This is a genomic window from Acidithrix ferrooxidans, assembly GCF_000949295.1.
In the GTDB taxonomy this organism is placed as follows: Bacteria; Actinomycetota; Acidimicrobiia; order Acidimicrobiales; family Acidimicrobiaceae; genus Acidithrix; species Acidithrix ferrooxidans.
In genome coordinates this window covers 1-22242 of the sequence record NZ_JXYS01000027.1, presented here as the reverse complement: position 1 = coordinate 22242, position 22242 = coordinate 1, and the positions used below count along the sequence as shown (strand labels likewise).

At 46.8% G+C, this 22242-nt stretch carries 18 protein-coding genes; 5 read left to right on the top strand and 13 right to left on the bottom strand.

All coding sequences use genetic code 11. The features are described from left to right. Nucleotides 1-1273 precede the first annotated feature (1273 nt). The gene (locus AXFE_RS05755) at nucleotides 1274-1708 is read left to right on the top strand and encodes a hypothetical protein (RefSeq protein ID WP_052604949.1); all 435 of its coding nucleotides are present in this window, start codon (nucleotides 1274-1276) and stop codon (nucleotides 1706-1708) included. An 865-nt stretch (nucleotides 1709-2573) separates the two neighbouring features. Here the strand turns inward: AXFE_RS05755 and purQ are convergent. From purQ to AXFE_RS05710, 8 genes are all read right to left on the bottom strand, one after another. Continuing rightward, entirely contained in the window at nucleotides 2574-3248 is a 675-nt protein-coding gene (gene purQ / locus AXFE_RS05745; RefSeq protein WP_052604947.1) for a phosphoribosylformylglycinamidine synthase subunit PurQ, read from the bottom strand. 1 nt (nucleotide 3249) lies between these two features. After that, complete coding sequence (gene purS, locus AXFE_RS05740; RefSeq protein WP_052604946.1) at nucleotides 3250-3510, bottom strand: phosphoribosylformylglycinamidine synthase subunit PurS; 261 nt, start codon at nucleotides 3508-3510, stop codon at nucleotides 3250-3252. Nucleotides 3511-3585: 75 nt separating this feature from the next. Next, a complete protein-coding gene (locus AXFE_RS05735; protein WP_200891196.1) occupies nucleotides 3586-4611 on the bottom strand; it encodes a phosphoribosylaminoimidazolesuccinocarboxamide synthase in 1026 nt (341 codons plus the stop codon). Between the two features lie 350 nt (nucleotides 4612-4961). Beyond that, the gene (purB, locus tag AXFE_RS05730; protein WP_052604945.1) at nucleotides 4962-6287 is read right to left on the bottom strand and encodes an adenylosuccinate lyase; all 1326 of its coding nucleotides are present in this window, start codon (nucleotides 6285-6287) and stop codon (nucleotides 4962-4964) included. Nucleotides 6288-6524: 237 nt separating this feature from the next. Then, entirely contained in the window at nucleotides 6525-7781 is a 1257-nt protein-coding gene (purD, locus tag AXFE_RS05725; protein ID WP_235347640.1) for a phosphoribosylamine--glycine ligase, read from the bottom strand. A 2-nt stretch (nucleotides 7782-7783) separates the two neighbouring features. After that, nucleotides 7784-9058 carry an adenylosuccinate synthase gene (locus tag AXFE_RS05720; RefSeq protein WP_052604943.1) on the bottom strand — a complete coding sequence of 425 codons (1275 nt, stop codon included), beginning with the start codon at nucleotides 9056-9058 and terminating at the stop codon, nucleotides 7784-7786. A gap of 70 nt (nucleotides 9059-9128) precedes the next feature. Then, complete coding sequence (locus tag AXFE_RS05715) at nucleotides 9129-11627, bottom strand: ATP-dependent Clp protease ATP-binding subunit (protein ID WP_052604942.1); 2499 nt, start codon at nucleotides 11625-11627, stop codon at nucleotides 9129-9131. Between the two features lie 406 nt (nucleotides 11628-12033). Beyond that, nucleotides 12034-12300, bottom strand: a complete 267-nt coding sequence (locus AXFE_RS05710) for a hypothetical protein (protein WP_052604941.1) — start codon at nucleotides 12298-12300, stop codon at nucleotides 12034-12036. Nucleotides 12301-12412: 112 nt separating this feature from the next. Between AXFE_RS05710 and AXFE_RS05705 the strand changes: the two genes are divergently transcribed. After that, entirely contained in the window at nucleotides 12413-12604 is a 192-nt protein-coding gene (locus tag AXFE_RS05705; protein WP_052604940.1) for a hypothetical protein, read from the top strand. A 458-nt stretch (nucleotides 12605-13062) separates the two neighbouring features. Here the strand turns inward: AXFE_RS05705 and AXFE_RS05700 are convergent, their stop codons facing one another. The 4 genes from AXFE_RS05700 to dnaK all read right to left on the bottom strand — a co-directional run bounded on the left by AXFE_RS05700 (nucleotide 13063) and on the right by dnaK (nucleotide 17322). Then, complete coding sequence (locus AXFE_RS05700; protein WP_052604939.1) at nucleotides 13063-13473, bottom strand: heat shock protein transcriptional repressor HspR; 411 nt, start codon at nucleotides 13471-13473, stop codon at nucleotides 13063-13065. A gap of 50 nt (nucleotides 13474-13523) precedes the next feature. Next, on the bottom strand, nucleotides 13524-14609 hold the full coding sequence (gene dnaJ, locus AXFE_RS05695; RefSeq protein ID WP_052604938.1) for a molecular chaperone DnaJ: 1086 nt from the start codon (nucleotides 14607-14609) through the stop codon (nucleotides 13524-13526). 6 nt (nucleotides 14610-14615) lie between these two features. Beyond that, nucleotides 14616-15251, bottom strand: coding sequence for a nucleotide exchange factor GrpE (locus AXFE_RS05690; RefSeq protein ID WP_052604937.1), 636 nt, complete (start codon nucleotides 15249-15251; stop codon nucleotides 14616-14618). Between the two features lie 229 nt (nucleotides 15252-15480). Further along, on the bottom strand, nucleotides 15481-17322 hold the full coding sequence (dnaK, locus tag AXFE_RS05685; protein ID WP_052604936.1) for a molecular chaperone DnaK: 1842 nt from the start codon (nucleotides 17320-17322) through the stop codon (nucleotides 15481-15483). A 143-nt stretch (nucleotides 17323-17465) separates the two neighbouring features. On the opposite strand from dnaK, the gene gpmA reads away from it, so the two are divergent. The 3 genes from gpmA to AXFE_RS05670 all read left to right on the top strand — a co-directional run bounded on the left by gpmA (nucleotide 17466) and on the right by AXFE_RS05670 (nucleotide 21413). After that, complete coding sequence (gpmA, locus tag AXFE_RS05680) at nucleotides 17466-18161, top strand: 2,3-diphosphoglycerate-dependent phosphoglycerate mutase (RefSeq protein WP_052604935.1); 696 nt, start codon at nucleotides 17466-17468, stop codon at nucleotides 18159-18161. Nucleotides 18162-18752: 591 nt separating this feature from the next. Next, nucleotides 18753-20315, top strand: a complete 1563-nt coding sequence (locus AXFE_RS05675) for a phospholipase C (RefSeq protein ID WP_052604934.1) — start codon at nucleotides 18753-18755, stop codon at nucleotides 20313-20315. A 591-nt stretch (nucleotides 20316-20906) separates the two neighbouring features. After that, nucleotides 20907-21413 carry a class I SAM-dependent methyltransferase gene (locus AXFE_RS05670; RefSeq protein WP_052604933.1) on the top strand — a complete coding sequence of 169 codons (507 nt, stop codon included), beginning with the start codon at nucleotides 20907-20909 and terminating at the stop codon, nucleotides 21411-21413. Here the strand turns inward: AXFE_RS05670 and AXFE_RS05665 are convergent. Further along, on the bottom strand, nucleotides 21404-22242 hold an 839-nt coding region (locus AXFE_RS05665), incomplete at its 5' end, for an IS1634 family transposase (RefSeq protein ID WP_152625896.1). The two genes, AXFE_RS05670 and AXFE_RS05665, sit on opposite strands and share 10 nt — an antisense overlap.

Below are 22242 nucleotides of genomic sequence, written 5' to 3'. Positions count from 1 at the left end.
GCAAAGCTTCATTAAATTCAACAAAAAATTCAATCAAATCCTTTGACTCGCCGAGCCTCTAAGTTAGAATGCATAAAAACTAACCAAATCACACAGCTAAGCACGTTCGACCCTCCAAAACCAAAGAACAATCCAAAGAAGTAGACAAAATCTAAGAGAGACCACCGGTTGGCGCGAAAAGCACTTCCAATGCTAACGTCACCTCAAAATAGAATCCAATAATTCAGCTAGAGCTTGCAAAACTACAAACCTTTTATTCTATTAAAATCTTTGGCCGTTCAATAGATCCATTCATAGGATTTCCCAGATTCCAAAATCACTTATTTCGCCATAGGTCAACCCTAAACTAAGCATTATCCAAGAAGAGGTCTCAAATGAAACACCGATGCCGTCGTCATAGCTCTATTTGAAAGATACCCAACACCTCAAAACTAACTAAGGAATACATCGACCATTATCAATTCCCAAATGGTTGCACTAGGCGTTAGCAGATCAGCAATCTTGGTGTCAGGGCGTCCTTTAGCTCGAAAAATCTCAACGAGAATTTTCATTTCCATCAAAAGCTACTCAATCGAACCAAAGACCATATAACCACAGTGATACCTTTTAAATTCCCGAATCACCTAGGGATCCACCTGCCTCATCCAGGTTGTCGAATCGGTCATAGCCTGCCATAACTCAATGAGCACAAGCGATGCTGGCCTGTTGTAGAAGGATTGATCCTTAATCTGGATCATCACCAGGAAAGCCCTAAGTACTAAATGAATACCTGTGAGTCGCCATGTCATCATAGGTATTACAACATCAGCCACAACTAGTTAATTAGAAATAAAACCCTAGATATCGAACCAAATCACAAAGACCAGCAACAGGTAAGTTGCCCTAGGGCTAACCTTGCCGTGGATCGGCTTTTTATGACTTGGATCTAATTAGCCAGTCGACTCCATGGCATCTAACAAATAGACGATGGTTTATGAATCTCTTCAGGCAATTCACAGCAATCACTTAGCTTTTTATGGACTGCTCAGATCAAATAACGAGGAACCTGGCCGCGCCCTCTCCCAAAGATAGAACCCTATTAGCTAAAAAAGAAATTATAAGCCTCAATATAGTATGGATAAGGGTCCCCTTATAAAATGCTATCCAGAAATGTCAAATAAATTAAGTCAATTTACAGCTAAAACAACCAAGTATCGCTTGAGTTCTTGCAATGATTTGCCAATAATCGCTTAAATAATTATCGTCCTGTGATATTACGGATATAATTAATTACATGGCAGCACACGATGTAGAAGTTGAGATTGACGGGGCCAAGGATGCTTCGGCACGCGCTCAATCCAAAATTATTAGAGATTATTTGGAAGCACTAGAGAGAAATCGTCCTCGGAGAGGAAGAAAAAGGACTCGAGATACGGTAGAAAAGCAACTCGCCTTAGTTGAAGAGCAGTTAAATGATGCCGATCCTTTGGATCGCCTTCACCTGATTCAAAAGCGAATAGACCTCGAAGCCGAGCTAGTAAATCTTAAAAATAAAGTAGATATTGGAGAGCTTGAGGAACGTTTCGTTGCCTCTGCTCGAGAATACTCTGATAGAAAAGGAATCTCCTATGATGCATGGCATGCACTTGGAATTCCAAACGAAACTCTAGAAAAAGCTGGTATTGACGTTCCTAAGGTGACAACCCGTCGTCGTCGATCCGCTGAATAGACTTTATTTTCAAAAGAATAAATAATAAGTAAAGATAAAACCAATTCAGCCCTGACCAAAGTCAGGGCTGAATAAATTAAAAGCTCCAACTTGTCTCCCAATGCAAAGTGCTATCTCCAAGGCTAAACCTTGCGGGCAGTCCCAAAGAATGGCTGAGTTAGACATTCTCCCCGACGAAGGAGATTCGGTCTTAGTCTTCGGGGGAAAATGCAGTCACACAAATTAGAACCGCGAGTCAAAACCACAAGCAAGAGAGCTGAAATCAAGTCGCTTTACCCTTTTCACCAGGGCCGAAAGCCAATAAGTAGCGGCTCGATCGCGCCATTGCATCGACAAGCCAAATCCTGCGACTTCCAGTGGATTTACCACATTACCAATAAAAAAGGATTTGAGAACTCACGACGTTTTTGCTCCTTATCCGGAATCAAAAAGTCCAAAACAAAGCGATCGTAATCGACTTCATCGGGTCAAATTTAGGGCTCCGTGTCGCGACACGCACCTACCAACCATGTCGCTAGCAACGCCACTCAACCAACACGGATTCAATCAACGCTACATCGATCAACAAAGGTCACCTCTAATGTAAATCTTGGCGACATAAGATCCATATGGAAAGATTTGGTAAAGTTTTCCAAGCTAGACGTAGCAAAGGTAAGACCTCTTCGGCAAAACTTAGCACCGTGTTGTAGGCCCCTTTGAACTTAGACGATCAGAGCACGCCCATGGCGTAACCATAAGAGTCTCATCTAACTCGCCAAAACAGCTACAAAGAACAGACGACTCTGGGCCATCTAGATCCAACGATAATAAATTGAAAAGATATCAATATTAGCTTTAGTCAGCTAATTTGCAACAAAGCGAGTACCTACAAGGCGCCGACAACAAGCGACGCTGCAAAACTCGCTAGAACCTTCAATCCGTCGCTATTTCCTAAAAGTGCACTGCTAGCCCGTTCAGGGTGCGGCATCATCCCTACGACATTCCCACCCTTGTTGGATATCGCAGCAATGTTATCGATCGAACCGTTGGGATTATCTATATAGCGCATCACGATCTGGTCATTGTCGATGAGCAGATTAAGTGTTTGCGAATCGCAGGTGTAGTTACCTTCGAAATGGTTTATCGGAAGGGTAATTCTATCGCCTGGCGACAATTGAGAGGTGGTGATCGAACGCGTTGTAACGACCTCTAGAGCCTCAGGCTGACAGATAAAGCGTAACCCACTATTTTTTTGCAGAGCTCCCGGAAGAAGTCCCGCCTCTGTCAAGACTTGAAAGCCGTTACAAATTCCAAGAACCGGAACCCCTGAATTGGCGCAAGAGATAATCTCACTCATAATCTTAGAAAAGCGCGCAATTGCTCCTGGTCTGAGATAGTCTCCGTGGGCAAAACCACCGGGGATTATAACGCCGGAATATGAAGAAAGATCGCTATCGCCGTGCCAGACTAGCTCAGATTGAACGCCCAAGTTCGCCAGTGCGCGAGCAACATCATGCTCACAATTTGTTCCGGGAAATACGACAATTCCTACTTTAGACATTTTAACTATTTGACGATACTAAATCTCGTACTCGAAAATCCTCAAGTACCGGATTAGAAAGAAGGCGTTCCGCAATCTCTGAGACTACGTCGGCTGCTGAATTTTCGTCCTCTGCCTGAAGAAGGAGACGGAACAACTTGCCCGAAGCCACTTTAGAAACCGAACCGTAGCCCAATGAGACTACAGCATCAAGGATTGCTACTCCTTCTGGATCGGATACCCCATCCTTGAGTAGCACTTCTACAACTGCTTCGTACTTCAATTTGAAATACTCCGATATGCTAGATTTTCCAATTCGCGACGTTCACGGGAAAATGTGCGACGACGAGTGCAAAGTCTAGGCGAAAATATTTCCATTTGTGCCAAAATAAGCATTCTTCGCATCTGTGATCCAATTCTCTATAGGTTGACCAGCAATTCTCTCGTAAACCATTGCATAGCGATCAGAGAGAGATTGTAAAACTTCTTCATCAAGAGAAGGCGGCGGGGGCGTTTTATCCCAATCGAGTGTGTCTAAATAGTCGCGTAGCGGTTGTTTGTCATACTGCATTGGCTCTTTACCAGCTTCGTAGGTAGATGCCTCCCAAAAGCGCGACGAATCCGGCGTCAATATTTCATCACAAAGCGCGAGTTCCCCATCGATAAATCCAAACTCAAATTTGGTATCTGCCAAGTAGATTGAGGACTCCTCGGCAACCCTAGCTCCGCGGTTATAAATCTCAATCGATACTTCGGCTAAAGTAGATATCAGCTCCGATCCAAATATCTCTTTCGCTCGCTCGATAGATATATTCTCGTCATGTCCACTGTGGTTCTTGATAGAGGGGCAAAAGATAGGCTCATCTAGTCGCTCGGCCATAACTAGACCGTCTTTGAGCGACCTACCGTGAACAGTGCCAGATCTAAAATACTCACGTGCGGCACTGCCTGCCAGATAGCCGCGAACGATGCACTCGACTTCAATCATCTGAGCCTTAGCAACTATTACGCCTCGTCCGATGAACTTTTCGAAGGAGTCGTCATCAAAGGTTTGCTTGGTCGGAAAGAGTTCGACGAGATGATTCGGGACGATATCTTCGACAAGCTTCATCCAATACGCACTCATTGCTGTCAGGATGGTGCCTTTATTGGCTACCTGTTCATTCATAATCACGTCATAGGCGGAGACTCGATCGCTTGCCACCATCAAAAGTGAATCTCGATCTATCCCGTCAAGTTCATAGATGTCCCGGACTTTACCCGAATAAATATGGCGCATCTTTACCACTCTTTGACCACATCCCTCAGAGTCGATCCCAACTTCACCAAACTGGCGCGAAGGCACCACAAAGCAAAGATTCAATAACGGTTTAACCCATCCCATAATCTATTAGCAGCGCTTTAGTTTTTCACCTTCGCAAAGGCAAAAGCCAAAGGTGCCTCGAAGAAACAACCATCTCAATAAATACCTAGGGTGAAGTAGCGCTCATTGGCCTGAAATATCACTTATCTGTCTTGCGCGGCATTTGGCACAGAAGGAATCCAAAAAGGACTCTAAATCCAATTGAATCCTCTGTTGTCAGCCAAACAATCCCTAGCCAACCAGCCAAGGATATTCAACCAAATCGATCGACTCTTGGGTTCGTCTGCAGATCTTGTAGGTAAAGCTACCCTGTCAAACAATCCTTATGGCACTCCCCTAACTAACAAAGGGCACCACAGATTGTCACCGTTTCACTGAAATTCGTTGCGCACAAGAGGAATCTTTGACGCCTCTTTCAACGTCAATGAGGCGTTAGCAATTATCCTATGAGCGTCGAAAGCGGCATCTAGCACGCTCTCGTCCAGTTGAACACTAGCCTCATCTTCAAGAACCAAGCGCAGGTGACGCCTCTCTTTTATTGCACGAGCAGCGGCACCTTGAACGATTCGATATGCATCATCACGAGTTCGCCCTGAATCTACGATCGCCAACAAGAGCGACTGAGAAAAAACTAATCCGAACGAATTGTCAAGATTTCTCTTCATCGCGACCTCATCGACGACCAAACCGCTAATCAACGAGGTGAGTTTGTTTGCCATATAGTAGGCCAAAATAGATGCATCGGGCATGATGACGCGCTCGACTGAAGAATGTGATATGTCTCGTTCGTGCCAAAGGGCGATATCTTCCAGCGATGAGATCAAGTAACCTCTCATCACACGGGACAACCCTACCAGTCTCTCAGAGAGGATGGGGTTGCGTTTGTGAGGCATCGCGGAAGACCCCTTCTGTCCGGGCTGAAAATACTCCTGGGCCTCGCCAAGCTCTGTTCGTGCAAGGTGGCGTATCTCAGTCGCAATCGTCTCAATCGTCGCCGCCATTGAGGTCAATGCATAGACATATTCAGCATGGCGATCCCTCGCTATAACTTGGGTGGCAGGCGTAGGAGTAAGACCAAGTGCGCCACAAACAATCTTTTCGACCTCAGGATCTATGTTCGAATAAGTTCCAACCGCACCCGACAATTTACCGACTGATATTCCAGAGATAGCTCGTTCCAAACGCTCATAATCACGGTTCAGAGCCAAACAAAAAAGAGCGAGTTTGTTGCCGAAAGTTGTGGGCTCGGCGTGCATTCCGTGTGTACGGCCTGCCATCACCGTATCTTGATATTCCACTGCCTTGTTGTAAAGCGCAAGTATCGCACCTCGCACTTGGCCGGAAATTGCCTTACCAGCCTTTACAAGAATGACCGAGAGAGCGGTATCTACTACATCCGAAGAGGTCAAACCGTAATGGACCCAACTAGCTGCGCTCACGCCGATATGAGACTGAACCACATCGACGAAAGCGGCCAGATCGTGATTTGTTATCGCTTCTCGGGCACCAACCTCATCCACAAAAGCCCGGTCGATCTTTGGCGCTAATCTGCGTACCAAAATGGCATCTTCACTTGGGATCTTTCCTAAGGTTGCTAACGCCTCGACGGTGAGCAACTCGACCTCCAGCCAAGCCGTCATTCGAGACTCATCGGAAAATATCTCGCCAATCTCTCCTATGGTATATCGATCGATCACTCTTTTGCTCCTTGGCCTAGTCGGATAATTAAAGTCAATAAGGACTAAAATAGTCCCAAAATTAGCTCATCAAATAAGACGCATCAAAACACGTCTCAAATACATATGACAATCTATTCGCCAACGATCCCTATTGCCGAAAAAGCAAACCTAGGAATCAGAAGTGATGCATAAACAATTAAATGCAAAAAGAAATCCTTAGCCAACAGATCTCGATCAACCATTAAGAAGGGATCCCTACTCTTCTCTCGCTGCTATATCCCTTCGGAATTGTGCCCCATCGAAGGAGATGCGATCTACCGCACGATATGCCTTGGAGATAGCGCCTCGGAGATCTTCATCAAAGCCACAAACTCCTATTACTCGACCTCCGCCAACCACAATTGCACCTTGGTCGGTCAATTTAGTTCCGCTGTGAAAGATTCGTACACCATCAAGTTTCGCAGCTTCGCCAAGACCGATGATCTCTCCATTTACCTTGGGCGACTCAGGATAACCAGGTGCGGCCATAACCACGACCACACCATTTTTCTTATTTGGCACGATTGCACTATCGAGGTCACCTTTTGCTGCGCTGAGCAAAAGCAATCCTAATTGGCCCTCTAGCTGCGGAAGAATAACTTGAGCTTCTGGATCTCCAAATCTCACATTAAATTCAATCAGCTTAGGACCCTCTTGGGTAATGATCAGTCCCGCATAGAGCAGACCACGATAGTCGATTCCCATTGAAGTCAACTTGGCCAAGGTTGGATGCACTATCTCGTCCATCGCCCTTTGGGTCATTCCTTCATCGAACCAAGCGACCGGAGAATACGCACCCATTCCACCTGTATTTGGACCAAGGTCACCATCACTCAAACGTTTATGGTCACAAGCACACGGTAATGCCAATGCGCTTTTACCGTCACAAACGACCATCAAAGAGATCTCATTACCAACTAGACACTCTTCTATGATGACCTTTCGCCCTGCATCTCCAAAACTAGTACCACTTAATTTTTGGGTTACATCCAAGATTGCTTCGTCTAAGTCGCTTGTTACAAGCACGCCCTTACCAGCCGCTAGACCGTCGGTCTTTATCACGTAGGGACCATCGGTTCCTCTTAGATAAGAAATAGCTAGTTCCAAATTATCAAAAGTACGATAATTTGCCGTAGGCACCTTCGCACTCGCAGCAATCTCTTTCATAAAGTCTTTAGAACCTTCAAGCATTGCGCCGTCGCGTCCAGGACCAAAGACCGACTTGCCCTGCTGGCGAAGGCGATCAGCGAGACCATCTACAAGTGGAGCTTCTGGTCCAATCACAAATAGGTCAGCTTCTAGCTGTGTTGCATCCAACGAAGAGGTACCACAAATTTGTGCAATTCCCGGATTGCCAGGTGTCACTGTAACACTATGACCCTCGCGAACAAGCGTGTCGGCGATAGCGTGCTCTCGCCCTCCACCTCCGACAACGACGATCCGCAAATGGGGACTCTGAGTAACCGCGGTCACCATTAACCCTGTACGAACTGTTCGCGCTCTGGTCCAACACCTATTGTCGTAATAGGCACACCAAGATTCTCTTTCAAGAATTCAACGTAGACCCGAGCCTCTTTTGGCAAGTCGCTAAGTTTTCGCGCAGCAGAGATATCGGTCATCCAACCTTGGAACTCTTCGTAAATCGGCTCAACCTTATGAAAAACACTCTGATGATAGGGGACCGAATCTAGGATCTTATCCCCATCTCGATATGCTACGCATACCTTTATTGTCTCAAAGCTATCGAGGACGTCCATCTTGGTAAGAGCAATCTCTGTCAAAGAGTTCAAGCGTGCTGCATGTCGCACCAAAACTGCATCAAACCATCCCGCCCTACGTCGACGTCCAGTCACCGTTCCGAATTCATGACCGATCTCTATGAGGCGATCGCCGGTCTCATCCTTTAGCTCAGTTGGAAATGGTCCAGCTCCCACTCGGGTGAGGTATGCCTTTGAAATTCCAATGATCGATCCGAGTTGTCGTGGTCCAATTCCGCTTCCGATGCAGGCACCACCAGCAGTTGGCGAAGAGGAGGTGACAAATGGATAGGTCCCATGATCTATATCCAAGAAGGTAGCTTGGGCGCCTTCGAGAAGAATCTCTTTACCCGCTGCCACAGCATTTTGTAAAATCTCAACCGTATCAGCGATATGAGGAGCAATCTTAGAGGCATATTCGCCTAGATAACGATCGGCAATCTCATCGCCCGAGAGCGGAAGACGGTTATATACCTTTGAGAGGACAGCATTTTTCTCACGCAATGCCACGTCGAGCTTTTGGCGAAAGATCTTTTCATCGAGGAGGTCTTGAACTCTAAGGCCAATTCGGTTGGCCTTGTCGGCATAGGCGGGTCCGATTCCCCTCTTGGTTGTACCAAGAGCATTCTTACCAAGGTAACGTTCTGTTACCCTATCGAGCTCTAGATGATAGGGCATTATCAGATGCGCAGAGCCAGAGACCAGGATGCGAGAGGTATCCACACCTCTCGCATTTAGGGCCTCCATCTCTTTGATTAAGACACCTGGCTCAACCACAACGCCATTACCAATTACGCAAGTGGCACGCTCGGATAAAATTCCAGAGGGAATCAACGAAAGTGCAAAAGACTCTTCCCCCACCACTACAGTATGGCCGGCATTATGACCACCCTGATAGCGAACCACATAGTCACACTGTGCGGCCATGGAATCGGTGAGCTTTCCTTTGCCCTCGTCACCCCATTGCGTACCTACTACGACCTTTACTGGCAAGATAGGCCTCCTTAGAAATCCCAGAACTTTTCCGGTGAAAAAGTCCAAGTAAATGCTAGGCGCATCTCAATCAATTAAGGGCAACGGCGAGGGGATTAGATGGATCAATAAAGGCATGAATTGTATCTCCCTCTCCGAAGGTTCCACTCAAGATCGCACTCGAGATCGCATTACCAAGAAGGCGCTGCAAAACTCTCCTAAGTGGTCTAGCCCCAAAGGCCGGATCAAAACCTTCGGTTGCAATTAAAGTTCGCAGGCCAGGAGAGACATCCAACGATATCTTACGAAGCGCCAATCGCTCTTTGATCTCATCGATCATCAGATCTGTAATTTTGTCTAGGTCATCCTGACTAAGGGAGTGAAATGTAATAATCTCATCGATACGGTTTACAAATTCCGGTTTGAAGAATGCCCTTGGATCTACAGTTAGATTCGACGTCATGATCAAGACGGTATTGGTGAAGTTGACAGTTCTCCCCTGGCCATCTGTCAGCCGACCGTCATCTAAGACCTGCAAGAGAACGTTAAAGACATCCTGGTGCGCCTTCTCTAGCTCATCAAGCAAAACCACCGAATAGGGACGTCGTCGTATCGCTTCGGAGAGTTGTCCACCTTCGTCGTATCCAACATATCCTGGAGGTGCTCCGACTAAGCGAGCTACGGTATGTGCCTCTTGATATTCTCCCATGTCGATGCGGGTCATAGCCCGCTCATCGTCAAAGAGAAAGCCAGCTAGAGCCTTTGCCATCTCGGTCTTTCCAACTCCTGTTGGCCCCAAAAATAGGAAGCTTCCAATTGGTCGATTCGGATCACCAAGGCCAGCACGAGAACGCCGAATAGCATTGGCAACAGCTGAGATTGCATCGTCTTGGCCAATTACACGCCGATGAAGTTCATCCTCCATCGCCAGCAATTTACCGACTTCCCCTTCGAGCATCTTTGAAACGGGAATTCCTGTGGCATTTGAAACGACCCCCGCTATGTCGGCGTCGCTCACCTCTTCTCGAAGCATCTTCATATCAGATTGCAGCTCCTCAAGGCTGGCACTTTGGGCCTTTATCTCCTCTTCGATCATCGGGATCCGCGAATATAAAATCTCAGAAGCCTTATCGAGACTTCCCTCTCGCGAATAACGATCAGCGGCCAGTCGAGATGACTCTAGGGACTCCTTGGCTGTTCGTATCGTCTCGATCTTTTCCTTCTCAAGCTGCCAGTGACCAACCATGGTAGATCGCTCTTCGTTCAAATTCGCCAAATCAGAGTCGATCTTGCTCAAGCGATCAAGCGATGATCGGTCATCTTCTCCCTCGAGCGAAATCTTCTCGATCTCCAACTGGCGGATTCGCCGATCAACGACGTCAATCTCAGTTGGCATTGAGTCGATCTCAATACGCAAACGACTCGCAGCCTCATCGACCAGGTCTATCGCCTTATCGGGCAAAAAGCGATCTGTAATGTAACGCTTAGATAGCAATACCGCAGCCACTAGTGCACGATCCTGAATCCGAACACCATGAAAGACCTCATAGCGCTCCTTTAGGCCTCGCAAAATAGCAACTGAAGCTTCAACGGTTGGCTCTTCAACCAGAACCCTTTGAAAACGCCTCTCAAGTGCAGGATCCTTTTCGATGTATTTGCGATATTCATCGAGTGTGGTCGCTCCGACCATCCGAAGCTCACCTCGAGCCAACATTGGCTTGAGCATATTGGAAGCATCCATCGCTCCCTCGCCAGCTCCAGCTCCTACCACAGTGTGCATCTCGTCGATAAAGGTGATTACCTCACCATCAGAGGACGCAATCTCAGCCAAGACAGCCTTCAGTCTCTCTTCAAACTCACCTCGATATTTCGCTCCAGCCACCATTGATGCTAGATCTAAGGCAATTAGACGCTTGGACTTAAGGCCTTCTGGCACATCGCCTTGTACGATTCTTAGCGCCAAACCTTCAACGATTGCTGTCTTTCCTACGCCCGGTTCTCCAATTAAAATAGGATTATTCTTAGTTCTCCTCGACAGAACCTGGATCACCCTACGAATCTCTTCATCTCGGCCAATGACCGGATCGATCTTTCCCCCAAGGGCAGCTTTAGTTAGATCTCGACCATAACGCTCAAGAGCGGCAAAGGTCTCCTCTGGATTTTGAGAGGTCACCCTCTGGCTACCTCGTACCTCTTTGAGTACGCTAAGCATAGAGGCCCTGTCGACTTCAAAGAGAGGTGCCAACTCAAGTAAAAGGTGTTCTACCGAGAGATAGTCGTCACGCATCTCAGCACGATTGAGGTCTGCCATCTTGACTAAATCCAATAGCGCCCGTGACATAGTTGGATCAGCTCCAAAGACCTTTGTCGACGAATCAAGACGTGCCACAATCTTGTTGCGTAATGCTAGAGGCGAGAGGTTCAATTTCGACAGAATCGGCAATGTAAGTCCTTCTCCTTGGCCAATCAGTGCAAGTGCCAAGTGATCTGGAGTCACCTCTGGATTCGAGCGAGCTTTAGCGTCTTCAAGGGCCGCTGAAAGCGCCTCTTGGGTCTTTTGAGTCCATTTGTTAGTATTTATCGTGCTCATATATTAATCCACCACCTATTTCGGGTCCCTAGCTCCGCAATCGATAAACTGAGCCAGAAAATCTTCTAAAAAGCAAACAAGATCCTTGGTCAAACAATCAAACAGTTATTCGCGCCTAAAATTCTCTACCAAGAGATCTAATATTACGTAATCATAATTAATTCAAAGACAAAAAAATAGAAACTTTATCCCCTTTTAATTGGGGAAAATAATCCTGATAAAACAAAAAATCCCAAGAAGCAATCCAAGTTTTATGGACCTCGATTGGCCTTAGTTTTTAACTTTATTCATGGTAACTTCGGATCTATTTTGCGACAATCTCATCTTCGAATTATCACCCTGGACTAACGTCGAAATTTAACTTAATCAAGGGTCATAATTCCAGGTCGATTAAAATGGGCATGTGTTACGGTCTAGCTTCTACTGGGTTGGCTTCTACTGGGTTGGCTTCTACTGGGTTGGCTTCTACTGGGTTGGCTTCTACTGGGTTGGCTTCTACTGGGTTGGCTTCTACTGGGTTGGCTTCTACTGGGTTGGCTTCTACTGGGTTGGCTTCTACTGGGTTGGCTTCTACTGGGTTGGCTTCTACTGGGATAAGCCCTAGGTGATATCTTGTCTGGGGTTGTCTTATGCGGGGCGAAATTAAAACTGTTGGAAGCTGTGTTACCAACAAGATGCCAAAGCCACTAGCTACAAAACCACATTACAGTCAACAATTCTCCCAAAAAAGCAAATTATAAATTTCTCGACGCCCAAATAACAAAGCGACCATTGCTAAAGAAGTGATGCGAGAAAGCGCCTATACCAAAGTCCTACGATCTAAGGCTTCGACCAATATGTCGCCCTTTAAATTCATGGAATGTCAAGGCTACGACAATACTACCGATCAAATTGCCAGGATAAAAGAGTCATTTCGAAAAGATCTCCAAGACCTACATCTAATCGACCTCCAAACCCAAGAAGAAGAGCGCCTTTGATTAAGTCCCCTGAAAAAGATCCCGACCGCTAGATACGCTATGGCAGAAGCCCTAAACCCAAAAGCCCTAAAATCAGGTTTTCCAAAGTTAGCTACCACAACGACAACAAAGCACAACTGGGGGATTTATTGCCTGTTTGAAGGAGCCCGGTTGGAATCAACAATTAGGAATCACTAGGCAAAAACGAACTTCCGACAAAGAGCACCTAAAGTGATGCATTCAAAACACAACTCGCTATCAAAATTACAAGAGAAAGGCAGCTCCCAAATGTCGTTCAAGATAGATCACAAAGACACCTCAATGACAATATAGAATCTGGGCTATTTCGGTAATAAATGACCGAAAAATCACTCTGATTCGAAGATAGCTCGCTTTCGGCAAAAGGACACGTTAAAATCCACAATTATGAAAATTTAGCCACCAAAGACTCCCAAAGCATCTCAACGATTCCAAAAGAACTAATCGTTATTTCCAATTGGAAACCTATAGTACATAAATGGAACAACCGCCTGGTTAATCGGGACTAGATCCCTTCGATATTGACGATGGGTCTCATCCACCTCTTCTTTTTTGGAATCTTTAATTCGTTTGATCTCGCTCTTTAGCTCCATCACCTCCTCTTCAAGTTCCAAAATTCGCCGAACACCCTCTAGATTCACGCCAGCTTCAGTTAGATCCGAGATTCTCCTAAGTCTCTCAAGATCACGCTGAGAATAGCGCCTGGAGCCACCGCTAGTACGCTTTGGATCCAAAAGACCGCGCCGCTCATAGATACGGAGCGTTTGCGGGTGCACTCCTGCTAGTTCGGCCGCGACAGAGATAACATATACGGCTCTAAAAAATGATTCATTATAAGATTCGCCTGCCATGGCACCTCCTTAGTGATATAACAAGAAAGGTCACTCAAAGAAGAGTCGAACTAAACCTCCTTAGGTAGGATCCGTGCTAACTCTTCAACTAATTTACGTTGTTCATCAGAGAGATTCTTTGGAATAACGATTTCAATCGTTACCAAAAGATCACCTGGCGTGATCCTGCGACCCGAGGGTGCTACGCCATATCCCTTGGCTCTCAAAACCTGACCAGACTTAGTGCCTGCCGGAACTCTAAGCTTCACACTCGAACGCAATGTCGGAACCACAATGTCGGTTCCAAGCGTCGCCTGGGGAAAAGAGATCTTAGAAGTGGTAACCAAGTCATTTCCGCGCCTGGAAAATCTTGGATCCGCACCCACCTTAATGGTGATATAAAGATCTCCACTTGGGCCCCCATTTCGTCCCGGTCCACCCTTTTGTTTGAGCCGAATGCGTTGACCATCTTCGACTCCAGCTGGAATTCGAACATTGAGCTTTCGATTGGAAGGAACCGTTCCTGTGCCTTGGCACGAATTACAAGGTAAGTCGACTCGTAGTCCCCTGCCACCACAGGCGGGACAGGGTTGAGAAAAGGAGAAAAAACCTTGATTCTCATTTACCGAGCCACTTCCTTGGCATCTCGCACAGACAACCGGAGAACTACCTGGCGCTGCACCAGTTCCATGACAAGTTCGGCACTGGGCCTCCCCAATCACATTTACTGAGGTGGTAAGGCCTTCAATGGATTCGATAAAGGTAATCGACAATGAAGTATCTACGTCGCTACCACGCTGTGGTCCAGCTGTAGGATTTCGCCTACCTTTATTGAAGAGGCCACCAAAGACGTCTCCCAAATCCTCGACTTTGAAGTTGAAGCCTGGCTCTGATCCTCCACCTCCGCCTCCGGTTCGAGGCATAAATGGAGATTGATCCTTAAAGGAGTCGTATTCACTTCTTCGTTTAGCATCTCCGAGCACCTCATAGGCGCTTGAGAGTTCCTTGAACTTCTCCTCGGAACCGGGATGGGCATCGGGATGATATGCCTTGGCCAACTTACGATAGGCATTTCGGATATCTTTTTCGCTTGCCGACTTATCGACACCCAAAATTGAGTAGTAATCCTTTTCGTACCACTCGCTGTTAGCCGACATGGGCTATCACCCCACTACCTTTACCATCGCTGGTCGAATCGTCTTACCCTTCCAAAGGTATCCAGATCTAAATATTTCCGCCACCTTGGCTGGTCCGTCACCATCTTCATGAGCAACAGCTTGATGGATCTCAGGGTCAAATTCAGCACCGACCTCTTCGATAACCACTAACCCTTCATTTGCAAGCGCGCTGAAAATTGGCCTAATTGTCTTTGTTACCAACTCTTCGTCAGGAGCACCAACTTTATGGGCTAAGAGCGAGGCTAAATCATCGAGACTTGGTATCAATCGCTCCAAAAGCGCTACTACTCGTCTTTCAGATGCTTCGGCTTCCAATCGAGCCGTTCGTCGACGGAAATTGTCGAAATCTGCCTTGGTGCGCTGTAGTGCATCCAAATAGTCGTCGCGCTCTTTGGTGATCTGCGAAACCACATCAGCCAAATTATCCCAAGAGGGAACCTCGTCATCGGCCAAGGTCTCATCTATAAGATCGGGAACGATAACCTCATCACCATTTTCCGTAAAATCATCAAAGATGGCTCCGCCGTTGCCGTCGATCTCTTGGTTCTGATCGCCAAACGTACCATCGTCTGCCCTCGTAATTGCTCCTTCGGCTTCCAAAGGCGCATCCGAATCGCTCATTGGTATCCTTTCGGTAAATATCTTCAAACTTACAATGCGTCTATCGCAAAGATCTACTCATAGCACTGTGGGAATCTAATTTCATCAATAAAATTCGCTTAGATGCCACAGTGCAACCCAAGAGAGATTTGCAACTCTACATAAGATTGAACTGGTGGCCTTTTGTAATCGGTCAAAATCACAAAAGGCCAATAGCTCCTATGAATAGAGTCAGCAACTCATTAAGCGTTTAGGGCTTGGGGTCGTCGACGATCTCTGCATCGACGACTTCATCGTCACTAGCGGCACTTTGAGCACTTGCATCCTCTTGGTTAGGCGCACTAGCTGCTGCCTTGGAAGCCTCTTCGTAAAGGCGTTGAGTGAAATCTTGCGAGGACTTCATGAGGGCATCTGTGGCATTCTTGATAACCTCGACATCACTGTCGGCAAGTGCCTTCTTGAGTGTCTCAAGGGCGGCCTCCACAGTTTCCTTCTCGTCACCCGAGAACTTCTCACCTTGCTCCTTTAGCAGCTTCTCAGTCTGGTAGACCAAAGTATCGCCGTTATTTCGGATATCAGCCTCTTCGCGACGTCGCTTATCGTCAGCTACGTGAGCCTCAGCATCTTTGACCATTCGATCGATGTCATCTTTGCTTAGCGTGCTCTGTCCTGAGATCGTGATCGACTGCTCTTTGTTGGTAGCGCGATCCTTAGCAGAGACATGAACGATACCATTGGCATCGATATCAAAGGTTACCTCAATCTGAGGAATCCCTCTTGGTGCAGGAGGAAGGCCAACAAGCTGGAACTTTCCAAGGGTCTTGTTATACATGGCCATCTCGCGCTCACCTTGCAACACATGAATCTCAACCGAAGGCTGACTATCGTCTGCGGTGGTAAATACCTCAGTACGCTTGGTTGGAATCGTAGTATTTCGCTCGATCAACTTGGTCATCACTCCACCCTTGGTCTCAATGCCAAGGCTTAGAGGGGTAACGTCAAGAAGTAGAACATCTTTTACTTCGCCCTTTAGAACGCCAGCTTGCACCGCAGCACCGATTGCTACTACCTCATCGGGGTTTACACCCTTATGAGGCTCTTTTCCTGTGATACCGGTTACTAGCTCTTGAATAGCTGGCATACGAGTCGAGCCACCTACCAAGACAACGTGATCGATCTGCTCTTTGGTTAGGCCAGCATCGCGAATTGCTTGCTCGAATGGCCCACGACAAGCTTGAGTTAGATCCTCGGTTAGCTCTTGGAACTTAGACCGAGTTAGCTTGAGATCAAGATGCTTTGGTCCCTCTGCATTAGCAGTGATAAAGGGAAGGTTAATTGTGGTTTCACCAACGGCGCTAAGCTCAATCTTGGCCTTTTCGCCAGCCTCTTTGAGCCTTTGCATCGCCATCTTGTCGCCAGAGAGGTCAATTCCCTCTGTATCCTTGAAGGTCTTTACGAGCCAATCGATCACACGTTGATCCCAGTCATCGCCACCAAGGCTTGTGTTTCCACTTGTCGACTTGACCTCAAAGACACCGTCACCAATCTCAAGAACTGAGACGTCGAAGGTGCCACCGCCTAAGTCAAAGACTAAAACCGTCTGATCCTCGCCCTCTTTGTCTAATCCATAGGCAAGTGCTGCTGCAGTTGGCTCATTGATAATACGAAGGACCTCAAGGCCTGCAATCTGTCCGGCCTCTTTAGTCGCGGTGCGCTGAGCATCATCAAAATAAGCAGGAACCGTAATTACGGCTTGATTTACAGTATCGCCAAGGTAGCTCTCAGCATCTCTCTTTAACTTTGATAGAACACGTGCCGAAATCTCTTGTGGAGTAAAAGGCTTCCCATCGATATCGATGGTCCAGTTTGTACCCATATGGCGTTTTACGGAACGTATTGTGCGATCTGGATTGGTAATTGCTTGGCGCTTGGCGACTTCGCCGACAAGAACCTCTCCAGTCTTGGAAAAAGCTACGACTGAAGGGGTCGTACGACCACCTTCTGCATTGGGTATTACTACCGGGTCGCCGCCCTCAAGGACGCTAACGACCGAGTTGGTAGTTCCGAGGTCAATTCCTACGGCTTTTGGCATCTTTCTAAATACCTCCTAGTGAAGTTTCATACACATTATATGTGCAATAAAGTTGAGTGTACTCATATCAACTTTGATTTTTGAGATTTTCTTTCCAATTCTGAAAGATTTTTTGAAAATCAAGGCTACCTTTAGAGCTTGTTATGGGACAATTGATACTTTTACGACACGGCCAGAGCACCTGGAACCTAGAAGAGAAATTCACAGGATGGACAGACATCGACCTTACCGAAAAGGGCGTTGAGGAAGCAATAGCTGCCGGCAGGCTTATGGCCAGCGAAGGCCTAGCTCCCGACATCCTTCATACTTCACTATTGCGTCGAGCTATCAAAACCTCGGATCTTGCCTTAGAAGAGCTAGGTCGTAGTTGGATCCCTGTCTATCGTCACTGGCGATTAAACGAACGACACTACGGAGCCCTTCAAGGCCACACTCGAGAAGAGATGAAGGAACGCTTTAGCTCAGAGCAAGTTCATCAATGGCGACGCTCCTATGATGTTGTGCCACCGGCACTTGATAGGAACGACCCAAGTCATAGTCGTCACGATCTTAGGTATAGCGATTTAGCACCAGAGATCATTCCGGATGCTGAATGCCTAAAAGACGTTAGAGAAAGGATGCTTCCTTACTTCTATGACGTAATGGTCCCCCAGCTTCTAGCAGGAAAGTCCCTTTTGGTTTCAGCCCACGGCAACTCTCTGCGAGCCATGGTAATGCATCTTGAAGATATCGACCGCGAAGAGATCCTAACCCTTGAGATCCCAAATGGACTACCCATCGTCTACGACGTCGATCAAAACCTCAAAGCAACACGCACCCACTGGTTGGGACGAGACTAGTTACTTGGCATCAAGTCTCTTTGGCTAAGACTTCCTCGTTCTAACATTGGCTTATTACCAGCGTCTTCTTGGGAGGCGCTGGTCTCTATAGTTCTGCATGACTCTGTGTAGCTCTTTATGGCTCTTATTGCTTATTTACACTTATCGCTCTGTATGACGCTTATGGCTCTTTGATAATTTGATAATTTGATAATTTGATAATTTGATAATTTCAAGCGGCTCTCCAAGAGCACCATTATTAGACATCACCATCCAAAGCCTAGATTTTAAAGCCAAAGCGTAAAGCCGAGGTGTAAAACCAAAGCGTAAAACCAAAGCGTAAAACCAACTCCGGCATCAAACAGGGCTAATAGTCCTAATAGGTTGATCTCAAAGATAGATCTAGATCATGGGTTCGCCGATTTCAGCGCCTTCGCCTTATAAAACGCATGAAAAACGGGGTCCTCATCGATCTTGCAGCTGGCAACCCGGGCAGCTCCAAATAACACCCCAAAGATAATAGAAAGTGCTATTGTGGCGTTGATATCTTAGCGAAACGCCAAGTGAGCAAAGCGTCCAAAGATAACAATATAGCGAGGGACCCATGGCACTTTGAATCGAAATAGCGACCAATTTCTCGACCGACGGCGATTCCTAAAAGGTGCACTAGCTGGTGGTTTGGCCGCCCTAGCGGCGTCTTGTGGAAATTCAAAGACGATCTCAAAGGCAATCGCGATACCTCCAGCTGGGTCAGATCTAGGGGCTATCGAACATGTGATCTTTCTGATGCAAGAAAATCGCTCCTTCGACCACTACTTTGGAACTTACCCCGGAGTTCGAGGTTTCGACGATCATCCAAGTGGCCAACTCGGTGCCTTCTCCCAAGCATTTGCCGCAAACACCACGATACCTCCACTCGGGCGTCTCCTACCATTTAGGCTCAACACCTCATCTAAGGTTGGAGAATGCACCTTTGACCTGGCGCATGATTGGCAGACGCAACACGAATGCTGGGACCACGGTTCGATGGCTAGGTTTGTGAGCACCCATACCGACCCTTTGCATGAAGGTGTGGCAAATGGAGTCCTCACCATGGGATACTATCTTCGACAAGACCTTCCATATCACTATGGGTTAGCCGATGCCTTCACCCTTTGCGACGGTTATCATGCCTCAGTCTTAGGACCAACGCATCCAAATCGCCTCATGTCGATCTCCGGAACGATCGACCCTAACGGTAGCCATGGTGGCCCGGTTCTAATTACCAACTCCTCTCCGTCAGCACGATTTAGCGTCGATTGGACCACGATGCCCGAAGTACTAGAGGATGCCAATATCAGCTGGAAGGTCTACACGCCACCTGGACCCCTATATAGAGTTGACAACCCAGAAGTTCTTTGGATCTCTGACGCAATTCTTCCTTACTTCTCCCAATATCGCCACAAGGGGTCATCGCTCTACGAAAAGGCGTTTACGCCGACATTTCCCGACACCTTTATGACAGACATTCACAACGACTCGCTTCCATCGGTCTCTTGGGTAATTCCGCCTTTGGGCTATGACGAACACCCACCGGCTCCGCCTGCACTTGGTGCTTGGTTCATCGACCAGTTGCTAAGTGCGTTGATTGCATCACCAAAGGTATGGTCCAAGACGGTTCTCTTTATCTCCTGGGATGAAAATGACGGTTTCTTCGACCACGTTCCTCCTTTAGTGCCACCACCAGGCACCGAGGGAGAATACATTACCAAATCTCCTTTGGATGGATCATCTGGCGGGATCAATGGTCCCATCGGCCTTGGAATGCGAGTCCCAATGTTAGTTGTGTCTCCTTTTTCAAAAGGCGGTTACATAAACTCCGAGACCTTCGATCACACCTCACAACTTCGCTTCCTCGAAGAGAGATTTGGCGTTCAAGCACCAAATATCTCCAAGTGGCGTCGAAGTGCGGTGGGAGACTTGACTTCAACACTAGCGATGAAAGCCCCGAATTTTATCGCTCCAAATCTGCCATCGCCAATCGCTAACACCGCCTCCGAATTAGCAAGTCTTGGATGTGGCCCCGGCGACCTTCAAGAGGTCGACTACAGTCAGGCACCTTATCCGATACCCTCACCACAAACCATGGCAACACAAGAAGCGGGCACAGCCAAAAGAAGGCCTAGCCAGAGTTGAACCGAGTGAAGCAGTCGGCCAGAATATCTCTTTCGAAACATCGAAGACTCCACCAAAACGAACAAAAAGGTTAAAAAATAGATTTCTTTTCAAATTAGGTCGAGACCAAGTATATTCGACCCTATTAGAGTCACTCAAGAATAATCGAGCGACCATTTCAATTGCGCAACCATCGCACTCAGCTAACCCATGAAGATACAAATCCCAAGCAGATCAACATTCCAGTCCGCACTTGGCAAAATCTTCGACAAGATCAACATGCTCGCAAATGGAGATTGGAGAGAGTGGATCATCAGGCAACGCACCTCATATAGAGATTGACAATTCTCGGATCGATCCGCTTAATTTTGCGATTACTCCCAAGAGCTCAAAGACCACGGAAAAAGCGTCTCCCTGGTGAAATATTGCCATTTAAAGAAAAAGATTAATGGATAACGCTATATTTGTCGAAAATATATTTGTGCACACGAAGTGTCCGTTCTAGCGAATCCGACCTCTGATTGATTCAAGGTAGGTATCTGCAAAAACCTAGACCATGGGATCCGGTCGTTTACAACCTTACATCAAAGTTTAAAAGGACGACGTAATTTCATGAGCAACTACGAATTCACAAATAACTGGTTTCAAGGTACGACCAAGCCGGTATGGGATGCAATTTTTCCGCAATTAAATCCTAGAAAACTTCTAGAAGTCGGGTCCTTCGAAGGAGCGGCCACCACATATATAGTCGAGACCGTCGGTGCATTGGCAAATGTCGAACTTCACGCCATTGACACCTGGATCGGTGGCATCGAGCATATGGAACAGGGCCTCGACATGTCATTGGTCGAAAAGCGCTTTTTATATAACATTGAGCTAGCCAGAAATAGTATCGACAATCGCCTTGATCTTCATATACACAAAGGAACCTCGGACTTCTTCCTCTCTAAATTATTCGCGATGGGTTTAGGCGAATATTTTGACTTTATCTACGTCGACGGATCCCATCAAGCTCCTGATGTCTTAACTGACGCGGTCCTTAGCCCTACTTTCGACAACCACCCCATGAAAGCCCAGGTCATGACCATATTGGTGTCTGGATTTGGGCACTACAGTTGAGCAATCACCTTCTTGGTTCGAGCTAGGGTATCTACTACTCCAAGAATAGAGTAGATCTCTTTTTGGGCAGAGTTTGGAGTAGAGGAGATACGAAGGTTATGTAGACGTTTGTTATCATCTAACATCGTTACGTTCAAGCGGCTATGGGTAGACACTTGAGCAAGAATGCTGTGAACACTTCTTTTGTCACCGGCTTGAGATAAGCTAAGTGCAATTGCTCCATAGAGGTGATAAGCAACTACTGAGATAAATAGATGAGCAGCGGTACGACTAGCTAGTTGGTGATAGATCGGTCTCATCCCTAGATTGCTCTTTAGGGCTTTGAATGCATCCTCTACCTTTGTTAGGGTCATATAGAGCTTCCAGATCTCTTCTGGTTCTAGATCGTTCCTATTGGTCTCAATCACATATGCACCATAGAGAGTCTCAGCTGCTTCTTTTACTTTTGGTTTCTCAGTCAAAACCAGCTCTTTGACTTTTTGGTCATCGCCAGTTATGGCATCTATCTCATAGCGACGCGCAATAGAGCGATGCTCTTGCTTTAGCTTTCCTATTCTTGAAGCCACAGTTGTGGCATTGGAATATTGACCACGCTTAACTGAGTCAGCTAGTTTGTCAAATGCACTCTGGAACTTAGTTTGCATACCTCTAGCAATTGCCTCTTCTTTATCCCTGCGACGCTCTGAGATACATAGGATCTGCTTTATCTTGTTGTCCATGGAGCCACTTGCGTATGGTTGAGCTCTATTGGAATGGTTGGCTTGGGGTTCATTGCTCTGGGAGTGCTTGGCCTGTGGACCGCCAACTTGTGGAGCAGTATCCATCGAAT